The following is a 15,263-nucleotide window of genomic DNA, read 5'->3' as shown; positions in this document are numbered from 1 at the left end:
AAGCAATAGCAAGGGAAGATCGCTACATGACCGAGTCAACTGCCGGCGATGACGAAACGTCCAGCGCCGTCGAGACCGAGCCCGCCAAGGAGGCCGAGCCAGCCGTCGACGCTGTGCCGGTCGACGACTCCCCCGCGCCGCGACAGGGATCGAAGAATCGCTGGTTCTGGGTCGCGGTGGCTTTGGCTGTGGTGCTGATCGCCGGCGGCGTGTTCGGGTTCATCAAATACCACCAGACAAGCGGCCAGCTCGCCGAGCTGCGCCAGAGCGAGGCAGATCGCGCGGCCGCCGCTCAGCTCGCCAGGGACTACGCGATGAAGTCACTGACCTACAGCTTCGAGGACCCCGACGCCTTCTTCCACTCCGTCGAAGATGGTGTGTCGCAGCAGCTTAAAGACAAGTACGTCAACGCCACCGACCTACTCAAAGCCGTCATGTTGCAGGCGCAGGTCAGCTCCACCGGCGAGGTGCTGGCCACCGATCCCGTCCTTGCGCCCGACGGCTCCTACGAAGTGGTGGTGTCGGCCCATCAAACCACCCGCAATCTGCAGAACCCGACGCCGAAGGTGTCGATCATCCTGCTGCGAGTCACGGTGAACAAGGTCGGCAATGCTTGGCAGGTCACCGATATCGGCCCCAAGACCGGCACCAAGGCACCCGAGGAGCAACAGATCCCGGGCGGTGGTGCTCCGGCCGCTCCGCCCGCGCCCGGCGCTCCTCCTGCTCCCGCGCCCGGCGCCGGTCCGGCACCTGCCCCCGCGCCTGCTCCGGCACCGGCTCCGGCCAAACCGGCACCGCGTCCGTGAATCGGCCGTCGCTATTCGTCGCCGCCGTGACGATGGCGATCGCGAGCACCGTGTCTCCCGCGGCGCGCGCGGATACGACGCTGCCACCCTGCCCACAATCGAACCCGGTGATCACCCCGACAGGCACGTCGCCAATGGTCGACTGCACTCTGCACTCCGGTGATCTCGACTTCGCGGTCAAGTACTGGAGTGTGCCCGAATTGCCGCGGCCCAGAGCCGTGAAAGTCACCGTGACCGATCCCTCGGGCGCGGTGGTGCAGACGATCGATGAACTCCTGGAGCCATCGACCCCGGGAGGCGTCGGGCTACAGGACGTCGACGGTGACGGTCGCGACGAGCTGATCATCCCGATCTCGCAGAATCTGCTCAACGGCGGGAACCCGAACACGCGGTTCGCGGTGTGGCGCGCCCCCGGTGACAGCCGGCATTACGAGCGCACCCAAATGGTCGGGCAGGCCGTATATCCCAGTGGAGACGGTTATCTGGTCAGCAACGGCGGCGGCCCGGCCAGCCGGGACCTCACCTTCTATCTGCCGACCGGAGCGGGGTACACGCTCGTTACGGTGTTGACCATCGAAGTCCTGGATGCCGATCCGGCCACCAACCGGGCCTTGACCGTCAACTGCCGCGCCCACCAGGAAGATGGCCTGCACGCGGTCGATATGAGCATCCGCCAAGCCGAGGATTTTTTCTGCAATTCGCCAGCCGCCAAAGCGATTTGGCCTGACGCCGAACGCGTTCAGATCAAGCGCTGGGGCCTGGGCGGAAACTAACGCTACGGCGCGCAGTAGTCACGGACCGCGACCAACAGATCCCTGGCCTTGGCCAGATCGCTGGCAAGTCGTTCTGGGCTCGCCGGCCGGTACGGATCGCTGTTGTCGATCTGGGAGGCCACCATGTTCGACCGAATCCGCAGATCGATCCCTGGCGGGCTGCTCAAGTTGTGCAGCGGACTCAACGGGGCCCGAACCTGGGCAGCCACCCACGGCGGAGTTCCCGACGGCGCAAGCTGATTGAACACGGCTTCCAACCGATCGGCCGCCGGCAGGAGCAGGCTGCAGTCATCATCGCGGGCCGCCGCCACGGGTGCGGCCGCCAGGAACATCGCGGCCGCGGCGGCAGCGAGCGGCACGCTGAAGGGTCGTCGACACATCTGCTCTACCTTCGCATTGCGCCGAATTTCAGGGGCCGGCTTTACTCGAATTGACGTAGTCGACAGGCGTGACCGCGGCGGCGGGCCTACGATCCTCTGGCCATGTATTCGACACCAGAGTTTGATCGCGGTGCGGTGATCGATAGCGCACTCGCGTTGTTCCTCGAGCGCGGATTCGGTTCCACGGCACTCGACGACGTCGCCGAAGCATGTGGCCTACCCGTCCAGACCCTCGCCACGGTCTTCCCCACCAAGGAATCGTACGTGCTCGCCATCGTCGACGACATGTTCACGGCTGTCGTCAAGTACTTGGCCGAGGGCGAGCAGGACGAAGATCTCGTCGATGCACTCAGCCGAGCCCACAAGGAGATGCTGGGCGCGATCATCGCCGGTACCGGAGCGGTCCCGCTGCACCGGATGCAACAGATGGGGTTGTTGTCGATGGCCTCACCCATCGTGGCGACCGCGATCGCGGAACGACGTAAACAGACGCTGCCGCTCGCGCTGGCGGATCACTACGGCATGGACCCGGACGACCCCTTGATACTCCGCACGGTCAGGGTGTGGTCGGCAGTGGTGTCCGGCACCTATGCGGCGGGCATTGGGGATTCCGCCGACATCGAGCCCGACCGCGATCTCCACGACACGAGACGCATGACGCGACGGTTGAATAACGCGTTCGAACACATCACCGGGCGAAGCGAATTCTGACCCTGCCGGGATGACCTTCGGGGTACGGGATGAATCGTCGAACCACCTTGCGTTCAGGCAGTCGAGAAGCACTTTCACGACGTCGCCCGGCAAGGCGGTCAGGAGAACAGACATGAGCGTGGACAACATTTCGCAGGTGGACGAGTTGGTTCCGTCGCGCTACGCGGTGCAGGTCGGCGACATCGAGGTGCTGGTGATCAGCGACGGGGTGCTACCGATAACGGCCTCGACGCTGGGCACCAACGTCGCGTCGGCCGAGTTGGGTGGCTGGCTGGATGACATGTTCCTACCGCGTGACGTGGTCGACTGGCCGCTCAACGTGGTCGTGGTGCGTACCGGCGGCCGGACGATTCTGGTCGACGCCGGTCTCGGGGTGGAGTTCCCGGACTTTCCTCGGGCCGGGCAGACCGTCCACCGACTGGAAGCCGCAGGCATCGATCCCGGATCCGTGACCGACGTCGTGCTGACCCACCTGCACATGGATCACATCGGCGGGCTCCTCACCGACGGGCTGAAGGCCCGCTTGCGCCCAGACCTGCGAGTCCACCTGGCCAGCGCGGAGGCGGAGTTCTGGGAGAAGCCCGACTTCTCCCAAACCGTCATGCCGCAGCCGATACCGGACGTGTTGCGGCGGACCGCAACACAGTTCCTGAACGATTACCGCGGCCAGCTGCGGCCGTTCGAGACCGAGTACGAGGTGGTGCCGGGAGTGCTCATCAGCCGTACCGGTGGTCACACTCCCGGACACAGCATCGTCCGGCTGGAGTCTCGTGGTGATCAGCTGACGTTCGCCGGGGACGCGGTGTTCGCTGTCGGATTCGATAACCCCGAGTGGCAGAACGGTTTTGAGCACGATCCCGCAGAGGCGGCCCGCGTCCGGGTCAATCTCCTGCGAGAGTTGGCGGCAACTGGCGGGGCACTGGTGGCCACCCACCTGCCGTTCCCGTCGGTCTGCCACGTGGCGCCCGCCGGCGATGTCTTCCGGTGTGTACCGGCCAGCTGGGATTACTGAGCCCGGCGGTGCCGCTTGGACTTTCAGTTGACGCCGGGTGCGACGGTCGCCATACCAAGCGTCTCGGCGGCCTCCGTCAGCCGATTGTCATAGCTGACGAACGCAGTGAGCGTGTCAGCCGAGGCGGCCACCTGCGCCGTCGCGAGGTGGATCGCGTCAAGTGAGCGCAACGCCGGATCTCGATACGCTGCGGCGGTAGAGCGCACGACAGGGTCCATCTCGAAAATGTCCAGGCGAGCCAGTATGCTCGGCACGGCCGGTAGACCTTCGGGGATACCCGCCCGAATAAGCGCCCTTGGCAGTTCCACCTCGGCCAAAGTCGATGTGATCCAGGGCATTTCGATCCGCTCATCGAGCCAGTCCGCCAGGTCACCGGACTCTGACTCGACGCGAATCAACTTTACGAGCGCCGACGTATCAAGGTAGATCACGTCGATCAGTACCGTTCGTCGTCACGCATGCTGCGCAGCAGAGCGCCTGCATCGAGATCCTCGCCGCCGTGGATCTTCGGCCGAGGGGCCGGACCGTGCGCCGCGGCCGGCCGCACCCGGCCAGCAGCGACCAGATCGTCGAGCGGACCCGGTGAGGCCGGCACGATTCGAGCAATCACGGTGCCACGCTCGGTCAGGGTGATCTCCTCACCCGCCTTGACCCGCGCGAGGACCTTCGCGGTCTCTTGATTCAGAACGCGCACCGGTATCTCAGCCATCCGACAAGTGTAGTACATATATGTAGTACCTAACTGGCTATCTAGACGCTCCACAACAGAAGGCAACGGTGACTGCCGTTTGTCGGTACTGCAAGCCACACTGCTGAAGTGGCCGACGATTTGATCGAAGAGTTCGAGGACTGGCTCTGCGAACAGCCTCTGGGACACGGCATCAACTACGTTTCCCATGCCCGGACCTTCCTCCGTTGGCACGCGGAATCTTCACTGGCGACGCTCGACGAGCACGCCATTCGCTCCTTCCTTCTCGATTGGTGTCCACGCCGCCTCAGACTGCCCGCCGACGAATCCTGGTCGGTGTGCGAGACCGTGGTGGAGCTACTTCACTTCCTCGGCGGCACAGGCCGTTTACCCGGTGGTCCCGAGCGCGCCCGGGCTCTCATGCGGACGACGAACGGCTTGGCCGGCAAAATGACTTCGAAGATGGCTGACCCGAGCAATTACGGCATGGCCAAGTCGCTGTTGGTCGACATTGAGGGCTCGGAGTCGATGTCGGACCAGGAACTACTGGCAGCGATGCAACGGCGCATCGACGAACACACCGCGCCAGACCTCGCCGAGGTCGACTTGGCCGAACTGATGGACGCGATGGCCACCCAACCGCCAGAACGACATTCGGCGATGCTCGCGGTGTGGAAGCCAGCGCTACCGCCGTCCGAACGCGCCGGACTCGTTGCTGCAATGATCACCGCAGCCGAGGACGCACGCATGCGACTCGTCGGCCTTCGCTTTTTAGGGATGTTCGATGCCGCCGTGGCAGAGCCGCACATGCGGCAACTGCTCGACACCGCGGCGGCGGGGCATGCCGCGGTCTGGTTACTGGACCACGGACTGGCGGACGGCGACGCCGTCGGCGGGTTCATTACCCCAGCCATCATCGTAGACATCCTGGCACAACTGATCGACCACCCTGACGTGCTGTGCGAGCAGTTTCTTCGCGGCCACGATCCCGCAGGCATGCTCGAATTCTTTTGGCATCATTGCGCACCCGAGACGGCCGCAGTGTTGGAAGCCCTCGGGCAGCACCTGCCCGACCGAGCGTTGGCCAAGCAGGCCCGTAAAGCGGCGATCAAACACCAGACCTGGATGGCCAATAGGGGCCTAAGTTGACCCACAGGCGGTAGTTCTCGCGCCCAGTTGACGGCGCCGATGCCAGCATCAATCAGCCTGCGCGTCGGCTAGTACCGGCTAAGCGTCGCCGTTCATCAGCGCCGCCCGCGAGTCATCGCTGTGAGCTGGTGGCCGCCTTGAGTTGAGCGGTCGGATCGGACTTCGCGTGCTCATGCTTGGACAATGCCTGGGTGGAAACGTCATGTCCCTCAGCGGATTTGCGTAGCGCGCCGATGGTGGCCTGCTCCTTGGCGATGTGCGTGAACGGATCCCAGTGATACCAGCGCATCGCGTTCTCGTACGTCATCTTGTTGATCTCGTCGTCGGGCACGTTGTGCTTCTTCAACACCTCATCGAGCTGCTCGGGGGCACCGGGCCACATCGAGTCGCTGTGCGGGTAGTCGGCCTCCCAGCAGATGTTGTCGATACCGACGTCGTTGCGCAGCTGCACCCCGACGTTGTCGGAGATGAAGCACGTCAGGAAGTGATCCCGGAACACCTCCGAGGGCTTCTGCGTGCCGAAGTCCTGCCCCGTCCACGTCGAATGCATCTCGTAGGTCCGGTCGGCGCGCTCGAGGAAGTAGGGAATCCAGCCGGTGCCACCCTCCGACAACGCGATCTTCAGATTGGGATATTCCTTGATCGGACGCGACCACAACAGATCCGCCGCCGCCTGCACGATGTTCATCGGCTGCAACGTGATCATCACGTCCATGGGCGCATCCGGGGCGGTGATCGCCAGCCGGCCCGACGATCCGATATGCACGTTGAGGACCGTGTCGGTATCGACGAGCGCGTCCCACATCGGCTTCCAGTGGTCGAAGTCATGGAAGCTCGGATAACCCATCGCCGAGGGATTTTCGCTGAACGTCAGGGAGTGCACACCGCGGGCGGCGTTGCGGCGGATCTCGGCCGCACAGGCCACCGGATCCCAGATCACCGGCAACGTCATCGGGATAAAGCGGGCCGGATAGGCCCCGCACCACTCCTCGACATGCCAATCGTTGTAGGCCTGCACCAACGCCAGCGAGAACTCCGCATCCTCAGTCGCAAACAGCCGGCCGGCGAAGCCGGGGAAGGACGGGAAGCACATCGACCCGAGAATGCCCCCGGCGTTCATATCCTTGACCCGCTCATCGACGTCATAACAGCCAGGCCGGATCTCATCGAGACCCTGCGGCTCCAAGCCGTACTCCTCCTTAGGCCGACCGGCCACCGCATTCAACGCGACGTTGGGAATCACGACATCGCGGAACTGCCAGGAATCTGAGCCATCCGGGTTGTGGATCAGCCGGGGCGCCTCATCGACGTACTTTGTCGACAGATGATTCTTGAACATGCCAGGCGGTTCGACAATGTGATCATCGACGCTGATCAGAATCATGTCGTCTTTGTTCACGGCAACCTTCTCTCGGTCAGGCCAGCAAAACTGAGATATTTACTGTTGTCTCGACAGTAGCCGATCGGTCAAGCGCGCGTGGGGACGCTTGGACCTCAGGCGTCGCGCAGGACCAAAGCCGCCAGTGCTGCGGCGACGCCGGCCAGCACCAGGATCGTGACGGCGACGGCAGTCCAACCGCGAGCGTCGAACGCCACTCCACCGAACCAGCCGATGGCGCTGGAGCCGGCGTAGTAGAAGAGGTTGTACAGCGATGAGGCTTGGGCTTTGCCGACCGGTGCGGCCTGGCCGGTCCACCCGGCGGCCGTGGAGTGCGCTCCGAAGAAGCCTGCGGTGGCGACCACCAAACCGATGAGGACCGCGAACACGTTGTCGCTCAGGGTGATAGCGACGCCAACCATCATGACCAGCACTGAGACCAGCAGCACCCGCCTGCGGCCGAAGCGCGCGGCCTCGGCACCTGCCCGCGACGACGCCCACGTCCCGGCCAGGTACGCCAGGAACACCAGGCTCACCAACGACGGGGGCAGATGGAACGGCGCGGCAGTCAAGCGGAAGCCAAGAAAGTTGTATAGCGCGACGAAGCCGCCCATCAGCAGAAAGCCCTGCGCGAACAGCACCAACTGGCGGGGTGTGCGGAGGTTGACGGCCAGCCGATGGCCGAGGTTCCCTTCGGGGTTGGCGCCACGTCCCGACGCCGGGGTGAAGCCGCGCGGCGCGGGCGCCAGCTTGACGAAGGCCATGGCCGCCAACCCGCAGATCACCGCGACGGTGAAGACGCCGATTCGCCATCCGGCGATCTCGGCGATCGGACTGGACACCAGCCGGCCGAGCAGACCCCCGATCGTCGTACCCGCCACGAATGTGCCGGCCGCCCTTGCGGCATGCACCGGATCAACTTCCTCGGTCAGATAGGCCACCGCGATGGCGGGCACACCTCCCACCAACAGACCCTCGACGAACCGGCCGGCCATCAGCAGCCCGAACGTCGGCGCGAACGGAACCAGCATCCCGACCACCGTCGCGCCCGTCACGGAGATCGTGATCGCCTTGACCCTGCCGATCCGGTCGGCCAGCGCCGACCACGGAATGACACCGATCGCCAGCCCCGCGGTGGACACCGAAACCACCAGCGCCGCATTGGCCGCCCCGATGCCGAGGTCCGACGCAACCAGCGGAAGGACTGCCTGCGGTGAGTACAACTGCGCAAACGTCGCTACGCCTGCGCAGAACAGCGCTGCCAGCAGTCGCGCGTAGGCCGCCGATCCCCGGGTGTGCCCGGTCCAGGCAGGTTCCAGGGATTGGTCAATGGTCACTCAGTCGACGGTAAGAATCGGCTACTGATGTGTCCAATGCATGAAGAGTTCACCATTCATGCATTGAGAACATGACTGCAGTTGAAGCACGCGACTAGCCCGTGTCAGGTGCCGATAAGAAAGTCCAGAAACCGCTCCGACGGCGGAGCCAGTGGGCGGTCACGTCCCCACGCCAGGCCGACCTCGCGCTTGGCACGACTGTTCGTCAAGGGGACATGGACCACGCGGGTGTCGGCCCCCTCGCGCGGCACCGGCACGACGGCGACCCCGAATCCTGCCGCCACCAAGCCTTCCATCGTCGGAATCTCGGAGGCCTCGAACACGATCTCGGGGTCGATGCCAGCCTCGGCCCAAAGGTCATCGGTCAGCTGCCGCAGGCCGAGCGGCTTCTCGAGTGCGACGAACGATTCATCGGCCGCCACCGAAAGGCTTACCCGACTGCGCGCCGCGAGCCGGTGTCCGGGCGGCACCGCCAGGCAGAGTCGCTCGACATACAGCCGATGCCAGGTAAAGGCAGCCGGGTCGGGGCGCGGTGAGGTGATCGCGAGATCGGCCCCGCCGTCGAGAACTCGTTGCGCGACCTCATGCGCCGGCCCCTGAAACAGATCGAACGCGATCCTCGGCGCGGCTTCGCGAAACCGCCGAAGCTGCTCGGGCACATACCAGTTCGCCAACGAGTGCAGGAACGCCAGCCGGACGCGGCCGGTGTCGGGATCTCGCAGTGCAGCGATGCGATCGAGTGCCGCCTGCACTTCGGCGATGCTGCGGCGCGCGTGTTCGAGCATGATGCGGCCGTACTCGTTGAGGTGAAGACGCCGGCCGACGCGATCGAAGAGTGGGGCGCCTGCCTTCTGTTCGATCCGGCTCAAAGCACGCGACAGCGTGGGTTGACTCACCCCCAATTCGGCCGCGGCCTCGGTGACGTGTTCGGTTTCGGCCAGCACTACGAACCATTGGAGTTCCTCGAGGTGCATGTTCTAGGCCATGCCGTCCAATAGCGCATCCACCAGCCGGACATGTTGCGCAACAGCGTGATCCCCCGGAACGGGACCGCTCATGACTTGGAGCAGCAGCGTCCCCATCAAGGCGTTGGCGACCACGTCGGGATCGATCTCGGCACGGACGGCTCCGCTGTCCACCGCGAGCCGCACCCGCTCGACGAGTCCGCTGCGCTGCGGGACGCTGAGTTGTTCGTAAAGCGCTTCGCTGTCGCCGGAACCTGCGGCCGCCGCCGCAACCAGAGCGCGGATGAGTTTCGCATTGGCGGGTTCGCCGATGAACTCGCCGTGCTCGATCAGCCACCGGCGTAGGTCGGCGCGCAGGTCGCCGGTGTCGGGTACCGCGAACGAGCCGCCGCGCCCATAGGCATCCAGCACCGCTTCGGCCACCAGCGGCGCCTTCGAGGCCCAGCGCCGGTACAGCGTCTTCTTGCCGACCTGCGCGCGCGCCGCGACGGCGTCCATCGACAGCTCGGCGTAGCTGGACACGAGAAGCAGCTCGCGCACGGCATCGAGGATCGCCGCGTGCAGCGAGGCGTCCCTGGGCCGGCCGGGCGGTTGCGACATGTCGCGAGCCTAACTTCGTCGATTCACTATCGGTCGCGGATGGGGTGCGGTAGGTTCCCGCTATTACGACCCATATCGTGTCGTAATACTAGACGAGCCGACCACAGGAGCGCGCCCGCGATGAGCACACCCGAACTGACGGTGCCCACCGACTTCGCCGACGTTTCGCCGAGCTGGATGACGCAGGCCCTGGCTGCTCACCATCCCGGTGCCACTGTCAGCGACGTCGCCATCGATCTGCGCGACGACGGCACCAATCGCCGTGCGCGCCTTCGCCTGTCCTATTCCGCGGGCGAGGGCCCGGCGACCGTGTTCGTCAAGGCCGCCGACCCGGATCACAAGGAACTCATCCGGATGACCAGCGGCATGTTCCACGAGCCGCGGCTGTTCAGCTCCGGCGTCGAACTCCCGCTGGAGCATCCCGTGGTGTACGCCGCGCTCATCGACGAAGAGGCCTACGATTTCTGCCTCGTCATGGAGGACCTCACCGCGCGTGGGGCCGACCCGCGGGACTCGTTGCGGCCCCTGACAATCGACGAGGCGCGCTCGGGAATGCGCGGGCTCGGACGTATGCATGGACGGTATTGGGGATCGCGCGTCATCGAGGAGCCAGGACTGGGCTGGCTGGAGCCCTTCGAGCCGTTCGACGGGCTGCAGTACGCGCCGCTGCCGAGTGCGCTGGAACAACTCGATGCGAGCACTCCCCCGGAGGTGCTGTCGCTGTCGATCGAGCAGTTGGTCGAAGAGGTGTGGAAGCCGTACATCAGGACGTTGATCACCTCGCCGCAGACGCTGCTGCACGGCGATCCGCATATCGGCAACACTTATGTGACGCCGGACGGCGAGGTCGGCTTCCTGGACTGGCAGGTCGCCCGCCGCGGCAACTGGTCACTGGACGTCGGATATTTCCTGCAGGGCGCCCTGACCGTCGAGGACCGCAGGCTGCACGAGCGGGCGCTGCTGGAGGAATATCGCGACGCGCTCGGCTTGCCTGCCGTCGAGCTGCCCAGCATGGACGAGGTCTGGCTGCGGTATCGCGCGTCGGTCGCGCACGGGCTGGCGCTGTGGCTGGCCACCGCGAGCAGTGGCGGCGGGTTATGGCAACGCCTCGAGGTGGCTGTCGCGCTGGCGCAACGTTATGCCAACGCTTACGGTGATCTCGACACCGCGTCAGCGATCGCCGCGATTACGGCGTAACCACTGTGGGGAACGCAATGTCGTTGCGCGCCAGGTTGCCTGGGAAGCATGGCGTTGAGCCCTCGAGGCCCGGCGGGAATCCGTCACGGGCCGCGGTGACAATCCGCAGGACGTAGCCGTCCGGGCTGAAACCGAACAAGTTCGGCTTACGGAACCCGTCACGTTCATAGACGTACCAGCCCCAACTGCGCCATACGCCGCCCATGGACTGGATGAGGTTCGCATTGTCGGTGCCCGGAGGCACCTTGATATCGAAGGCGACGTTGAAGCGCATCGAAGCGTCCGGCGTCGCCGCATTGTCGTCACAGCCGACATTGCCGCTGCCGACACCGCCGAACCTGGTGGCGTCGAACGCGATTCCCGGCGGTAGGCCTTTCACGGTTCGTTGCAGATAGCCGAACAGTGTGTCTTGAGCCTGCTGCTGGCTCTGCGGCACAACATCTTTGGGGTTCCAGCCGTCCGGTGTCGGTGGTGTGGACGTCATCGTGGGTCCTCCAATGTCAGTCGCGCCGGTTGGGCTCGGCGGCCCGAGCGTGCCGCCACCACAGCCGGAAAGCATGGCGCTCAAGGTAAGTGCCCCAAGCAGTGCCGCCACCCGGCGAGTGCACACCCTCACGTACCTCATGATCCCGGCACCACCCCGTCGGGTGTGACGATCTGGGTCGGTGGCAGACCGGCGATGATGGCGCCCATGTTCTGCAACGCGGGATTGGTGGGGCTGTCCCAGTAGGCGCTGTGGGCGGCGACGTCGCCGATGATGCCTGTCGGGTCCCAGCTCGGGCCGGGGTTGGCGAACAATCGGGTCGCCCCGAAGTCCCGACCGAAGGGATCGGGGCCCAGGGTCGTATCGGTGGCCATGGTGATGATGTCGTTGCTTGCCGTCATGGAATACACGTGCGCGCCTGGGTCGAGATTGAGATCGCCCGCATGCTTCACCAGCATGCCAGGGCTGCCGACGCCGATGACGTTATCGGCGGCAAGGTGATTGCCGCCGCTGGACGCACCGCCCACCAGCGTCGAGCCATAGCTGTGCCCGATCACCGTGTCGATGGCTGCCGGACCGGTGTGCGAACCGTGCATGCCGTTGAGGTAGGAGTCGAGCGCCGCGCCACCGTTGACCGCCCGGTCCTGGAATGCCGCTTCGGCGAGGTTCATCGGCCGGTCGTACCCCATCCACGTCGTGACCGAAACGTCCTTGGCCGACAAGCTCGGATCGGCCAACAGCGTCGACCGGAACATCGCCTCCGACTTGCCGTTGCTCCCCTGGAAGGCGGCCATGTCCTGGCCGGTCCCCGGAACCAGAATGGCGTTGCGGCTGGCCGTATCTGGATTGCCGACCGACACGGCGGCATGTCCCTGGTCGTCGATGAAGCCGAGCATCCGCGGAACCTTGCCGAGCGGATCGTTGCTATTCGGATCGGTCGACGGATGCAGTGAATTCTGCACGGCCTTATAGCCATCCATATTGTGGCGAGCCGCCAAGAGTTGCGACCCCAGCGCGTTGAGTTCACCGCCGGTCTGGTTGGTCTTGTCCCCCATGTACACCTGGCGCGCCAGCTCGTCATAGCGACGTTGCATGGAATCGATGTTGGTCTGCGTGGTCTGGATCAGCTCACCGAGGTGCTGCTGGTTGTACTTGTCCCTGTCGACGAACGGCATGCCCGGGTGATTGCCGATGCTGTGGTCGCGACTGTAGAGAAAGTCCTTGTCCTCCTGGGATAGCTTGTCCCACAGGTCACCAAACTGCTTGGGGTCCTCGGGCAGCGGCTGATTCAGCGCCTGCTGCAGCTCCGGGTCATTGGCATGTAGCGACGGCGGGATCGGCGTCTTACCGCCAGCCATGCTGATGGCGTTGGCCAGCGCCATGTCGACGAGATTGGCTTCGGCCACAATCTTGTTCAGCCGCGGCTGCAGCTGAGCTTGCTTGAGTTCGGCCTCCATCGGGTTGCGAATCTTCGGGCCGGGCACCACCGTGCCGGACACGGGATCGATTTCCATCCCCAACGATTCGGCATCGGCCTTCAGAGTGGCCAGCTCCGACTTGATCTTCTCGATGTTGTCCGCAGCACCCCGGGCTGCGTTGGCGACCGCGAGCGCTTCATTGCCATGCGAGTCCAGATCCTTGCGGGTCTGCCCGATCGCTTCTTTGGCCGCTTCAGCAGACTCGCCGCCCCAACTGGTGAGGGCCGGCAGCGTCGCCAGGCCGTCGGCCGCGTCGAAGGCCGCCTGCGCGCGGCTGGTGGCGGCGTGAAAGACCTCACGGACATCGCCGGCATTCCAGCGCTCGATGTCGGCGACGGTCAGGGTCACGACGGCTCAGAGATCGGTCTGGCTGGCGATCGCGTTCGCCGCCTGCGCGGGTGCCTGCAGCGCCTGGCTGTGGCGCTGCTCCATCTCGGCGAAGCCCTGGGCACTGGTGTGCAGCCCCTGGGCGTGATCACTCAGGCGGGTGAGCAGCGTGCTGGTGGTGGCCAGCCACTGCTCGGACAGGGCGGTCATGGCCAGTGCCGAGGTGCCCTGCCACCCGACCTGGGCGGCATCGATCCGGCTGGCGGCCGCCGCGTGTTTGGCGGCCACGTCCTCGCCGTGACCGGTGACCGCAACACCCGATGCGGCCAGATCCTCGATATTGACCCGAAGCGACATCCCATCCCCCTCAGACCTGCTGACTCATGGATACCAGCAAAGGCCAGGAAGGCGCCAGTGGCTTCTGGTCGGATAGCGCGGCGACCTTGCACCGTTTTCGCGCGGGATTCCGCGGACGCAGGCGCTAGAGTCCGTGCCGAACAGGCACTAAACAGCGGCGGGGGCGGTCAATGACAACGAGCGAAGAACCGAGAACAAAACGCCGCGGCGTCATGCAGGTCCTCACCGACGTCTCGGTCCGCTACGTCGAACGGCTGATGCCTGATCCGTACCTATTCGCCGTCGTCCTCACCATCATCGTCGCCGCGCTGGTCGCATTTCTGGTGAAGGGCGCCACGCCCAGCGGGATGCTCAAGGCGTGGTACGGCGGCGTGTGGGGATCACAGAACATCTTCACGTTCGCCCTGCAGATGGTGCTGATTCTCGTCACGGGTTACACGCTCGCCGAGGCACCGGTCCTCAAGCGCGCCATCGTCTACATCGCCGGCAAGCCGAACAATCAGGTTCAGGCGGCCTTGCTCTGTTTCGGCGTGAGCGCTGCCCTGCACCTGCTGAACTGGGGGCTCGGCCTGGTCGCCGGTGCGTTGATCGCCCGGCAGATCGCCAAGCGCCTCACCGACATACATTTCGGCTACCTCATCGCCGCGTCATTCATGGGCTTCCTCATCTGGACGCAGGGACTCTCGTCGTCGATCGCGCTGGCGAACACCGACGGCAGCAGCCCCATCAACGTGATCCACAAGATCACCGGCATGACGGTGCCCCTGTCGGACACGATCTTTCAGCCCTACAGCTGGCTGTCGGTGATCGTCGTGGTCGCGGTACTGGCGCTGGCGATCTGGCGGATGGCGCCGTCGCAGACCCTTGCTCCCGATCCCGCGATTTTTGAGGAGGAAGACCAACCGCCCGTTCAACCTGAAGGCAAGAAGTCGTTCGCCGAGTGGCTGGAAAACCTGTGGATCCTCAACGTCCTCATCTTCGCCGCGGGCATTGCCTACTTCTGGATCAGTGATTTCGCGCTGAACATCTCCTCGATGATCATGTTGCTCACGATCACCAGTGCGCTGCTGCACCGCACCCCGATCCGGTTCATTCGGGCCTTCACCGGCGCCGCGAAAGTCTCCGGTCCACTGCTGCTGCAATATCCGTTGTACGGCGGGCTGATCGGCCTGCTGGGTTACCAGGCGGCCAAGGACATCAAGCCGCTGCAGACACTGCTGGCCGAGGCGCTCGTGAACGGAGCGACCGAATACACGCTGCCGTTCCTGACCTTCGTCGGCTCGCTGATCATCAGCCTGTTTGTGCCCTCCGGCGGCGGGCACTGGGCCGTACAGGGCCCGATCGCGGTCGACTCGGCGGTGGCGCTCGGTCAGCACTCGTCGGGTTATCTCGGGTTGATGTCCATGGCGGTGGCCGTCGGCGAGGGCGTCGCGAACATGATCCAGCCGTTCTGGCTGCTGCCCCTACTGGCGATCGCGAAACTCAATGTCCGTCAGGTGATGGGCTTTACGATCGTCGCGTTCCTGATCGGGTTCGTGGTACTGGGTGCCACCATGCTCATCGCGCCTCATGTCATTTGACAGTCGCTATCATCCTGCCGGCACCAATCGTCGTCCCTCTC

General features: G+C 64.9%; 17 protein-coding genes. 7 read left to right on the top strand and 10 right to left on the bottom strand.

Translation table 11 applies throughout. The annotated features are described in order from the left end of the window. Positions 1-26 precede the first annotated feature (26 nt). Both SLQ31_RS08510 and SLQ31_RS08505 read left to right on the top strand, forming a co-directional pair. The gene (locus SLQ31_RS08510; protein WP_319431424.1) at positions 27-806 is read left to right on the top strand and encodes a hypothetical protein; all 780 of its coding nucleotides are present in this window, start codon (positions 27-29) and stop codon (positions 804-806) included. A 32-nt stretch (positions 807-838) separates the two neighbouring features. Then, complete coding sequence (locus SLQ31_RS08505; RefSeq protein ID WP_413641931.1) at positions 839-1,579, top strand: hypothetical protein; 741 nt, start codon at positions 839-841, stop codon at positions 1,577-1,579. A 2-nt stretch (positions 1,580-1,581) separates the two neighbouring features. Here the strand turns inward: SLQ31_RS08505 and SLQ31_RS08500 are convergent, their stop codons facing one another. Continuing rightward, complete coding sequence (locus SLQ31_RS08500; protein WP_319431422.1) at positions 1,582-1,959, bottom strand: hypothetical protein; 378 nt, start codon at positions 1,957-1,959, stop codon at positions 1,582-1,584. A gap of 102 nt (positions 1,960-2,061) precedes the next feature. Here SLQ31_RS08500 and SLQ31_RS08495 point away from each other — a divergent pair, with 102 nt between their 5' ends. Further along, a complete protein-coding gene (locus tag SLQ31_RS08495; RefSeq protein WP_319431421.1) occupies positions 2,062-2,670 on the top strand; it encodes a helix-turn-helix domain-containing protein in 609 nt (202 codons plus the stop codon). A gap of 112 nt (positions 2,671-2,782) precedes the next feature. Continuing rightward, positions 2,783-3,682, top strand: a complete 900-nt coding sequence (locus tag SLQ31_RS08490) for an MBL fold metallo-hydrolase (protein WP_319431420.1) — start codon at positions 2,783-2,785, stop codon at positions 3,680-3,682. A gap of 23 nt (positions 3,683-3,705) precedes the next feature. Here the strand turns inward: SLQ31_RS08490 and SLQ31_RS08485 are convergent, their stop codons facing one another. Continuing rightward, positions 3,706-4,113 (bottom strand): type II toxin-antitoxin system VapC family toxin, encoded by a 408-nt coding sequence (locus SLQ31_RS08485; protein ID WP_319431419.1) that lies wholly within the window; start codon positions 4,111-4,113, stop codon positions 3,706-3,708. Between the two features lie 5 nt (positions 4,114-4,118). Further along, on the bottom strand, positions 4,119-4,391 hold the full coding sequence (locus tag SLQ31_RS08480) for a type II toxin-antitoxin system prevent-host-death family antitoxin (protein WP_319431418.1): 273 nt from the start codon (positions 4,389-4,391) through the stop codon (positions 4,119-4,121). Positions 4,392-4,499: 108 nt separating this feature from the next. Here SLQ31_RS08480 and SLQ31_RS08475 point away from each other — a divergent pair, with 108 nt between their 5' ends. Continuing rightward, on the top strand, positions 4,500-5,519 hold the full coding sequence (locus tag SLQ31_RS08475; protein WP_319431417.1) for a hypothetical protein: 1,020 nt from the start codon (positions 4,500-4,502) through the stop codon (positions 5,517-5,519). Positions 5,520-5,631: 112 nt separating this feature from the next. Here the strand turns inward: SLQ31_RS08475 and SLQ31_RS08470 are convergent, their stop codons facing one another. The 4 genes from SLQ31_RS08470 to SLQ31_RS08455 all read right to left on the bottom strand — a co-directional run bounded on the left by SLQ31_RS08470 (position 5,632) and on the right by SLQ31_RS08455 (position 9,799). Next, positions 5,632-6,918 (bottom strand): amidohydrolase family protein, encoded by a 1,287-nt coding sequence (locus tag SLQ31_RS08470; protein ID WP_319431416.1) that lies wholly within the window; start codon positions 6,916-6,918, stop codon positions 5,632-5,634. Between the two features lie 95 nt (positions 6,919-7,013). Then, on the bottom strand, positions 7,014-8,234 hold the full coding sequence (locus SLQ31_RS08465; protein ID WP_319431415.1) for an MFS transporter: 1,221 nt from the start codon (positions 8,232-8,234) through the stop codon (positions 7,014-7,016). A 104-nt stretch (positions 8,235-8,338) separates the two neighbouring features. After that, positions 8,339-9,208 carry a LysR family transcriptional regulator gene (locus SLQ31_RS08460; RefSeq protein ID WP_319431413.1) on the bottom strand — a complete coding sequence of 290 codons (870 nt, stop codon included), beginning with the start codon at positions 9,206-9,208 and terminating at the stop codon, positions 8,339-8,341. A gap of 3 nt (positions 9,209-9,211) precedes the next feature. Then, the gene (locus SLQ31_RS08455) at positions 9,212-9,799 is read right to left on the bottom strand and encodes a TetR/AcrR family transcriptional regulator (RefSeq protein WP_319431411.1); all 588 of its coding nucleotides are present in this window, start codon (positions 9,797-9,799) and stop codon (positions 9,212-9,214) included. A 120-nt stretch (positions 9,800-9,919) separates the two neighbouring features. Between SLQ31_RS08455 and SLQ31_RS08450 the strand changes: the two genes are divergently transcribed. Next, entirely contained in the window at positions 9,920-10,996 is a 1,077-nt protein-coding gene (locus tag SLQ31_RS08450; protein WP_319431409.1) for a phosphotransferase, read from the top strand. On the opposite strand, the gene SLQ31_RS08445 is transcribed toward SLQ31_RS08450, so the two are convergent. The 3 genes from SLQ31_RS08445 to SLQ31_RS08435 form a co-directional block, all read right to left on the bottom strand. After that, on the bottom strand, positions 10,986-11,480 hold the full coding sequence (locus tag SLQ31_RS08445) for a hypothetical protein (RefSeq protein WP_319431408.1): 495 nt from the start codon (positions 11,478-11,480) through the stop codon (positions 10,986-10,988). The two genes, SLQ31_RS08450 and SLQ31_RS08445, sit on opposite strands and share 11 nt — an antisense overlap. A gap of 137 nt (positions 11,481-11,617) precedes the next feature. Beyond that, on the bottom strand, positions 11,618-13,306 hold the full coding sequence (locus tag SLQ31_RS08440) for an alpha/beta hydrolase (RefSeq protein ID WP_319431406.1): 1,689 nt from the start codon (positions 13,304-13,306) through the stop codon (positions 11,618-11,620). 6 nt (positions 13,307-13,312) lie between these two features. Then, positions 13,313-13,642, bottom strand: a complete 330-nt coding sequence (locus SLQ31_RS08435; protein ID WP_319431405.1) for a WXG100 family type VII secretion target — start codon at positions 13,640-13,642, stop codon at positions 13,313-13,315. Positions 13,643-13,812: 170 nt separating this feature from the next. On the opposite strand from SLQ31_RS08435, the gene SLQ31_RS08430 reads away from it, so the two are divergent. Beyond that, entirely contained in the window at positions 13,813-15,222 is a 1,410-nt protein-coding gene (locus SLQ31_RS08430; RefSeq protein ID WP_319431404.1) for a TIGR00366 family protein, read from the top strand. Positions 15,223-15,263: the final 41 nt, after the last annotated feature.

The sequence above is a fragment of the Mycobacterium sp. RTGN5 genome (assembly GCF_033804465.1).
In the GTDB taxonomy this organism is placed as follows: domain Bacteria; phylum Actinomycetota; class Actinomycetes; order Mycobacteriales; family Mycobacteriaceae; genus Mycobacterium.
This window is presented reverse-complemented; position numbering and strand designations above follow the sequence as displayed.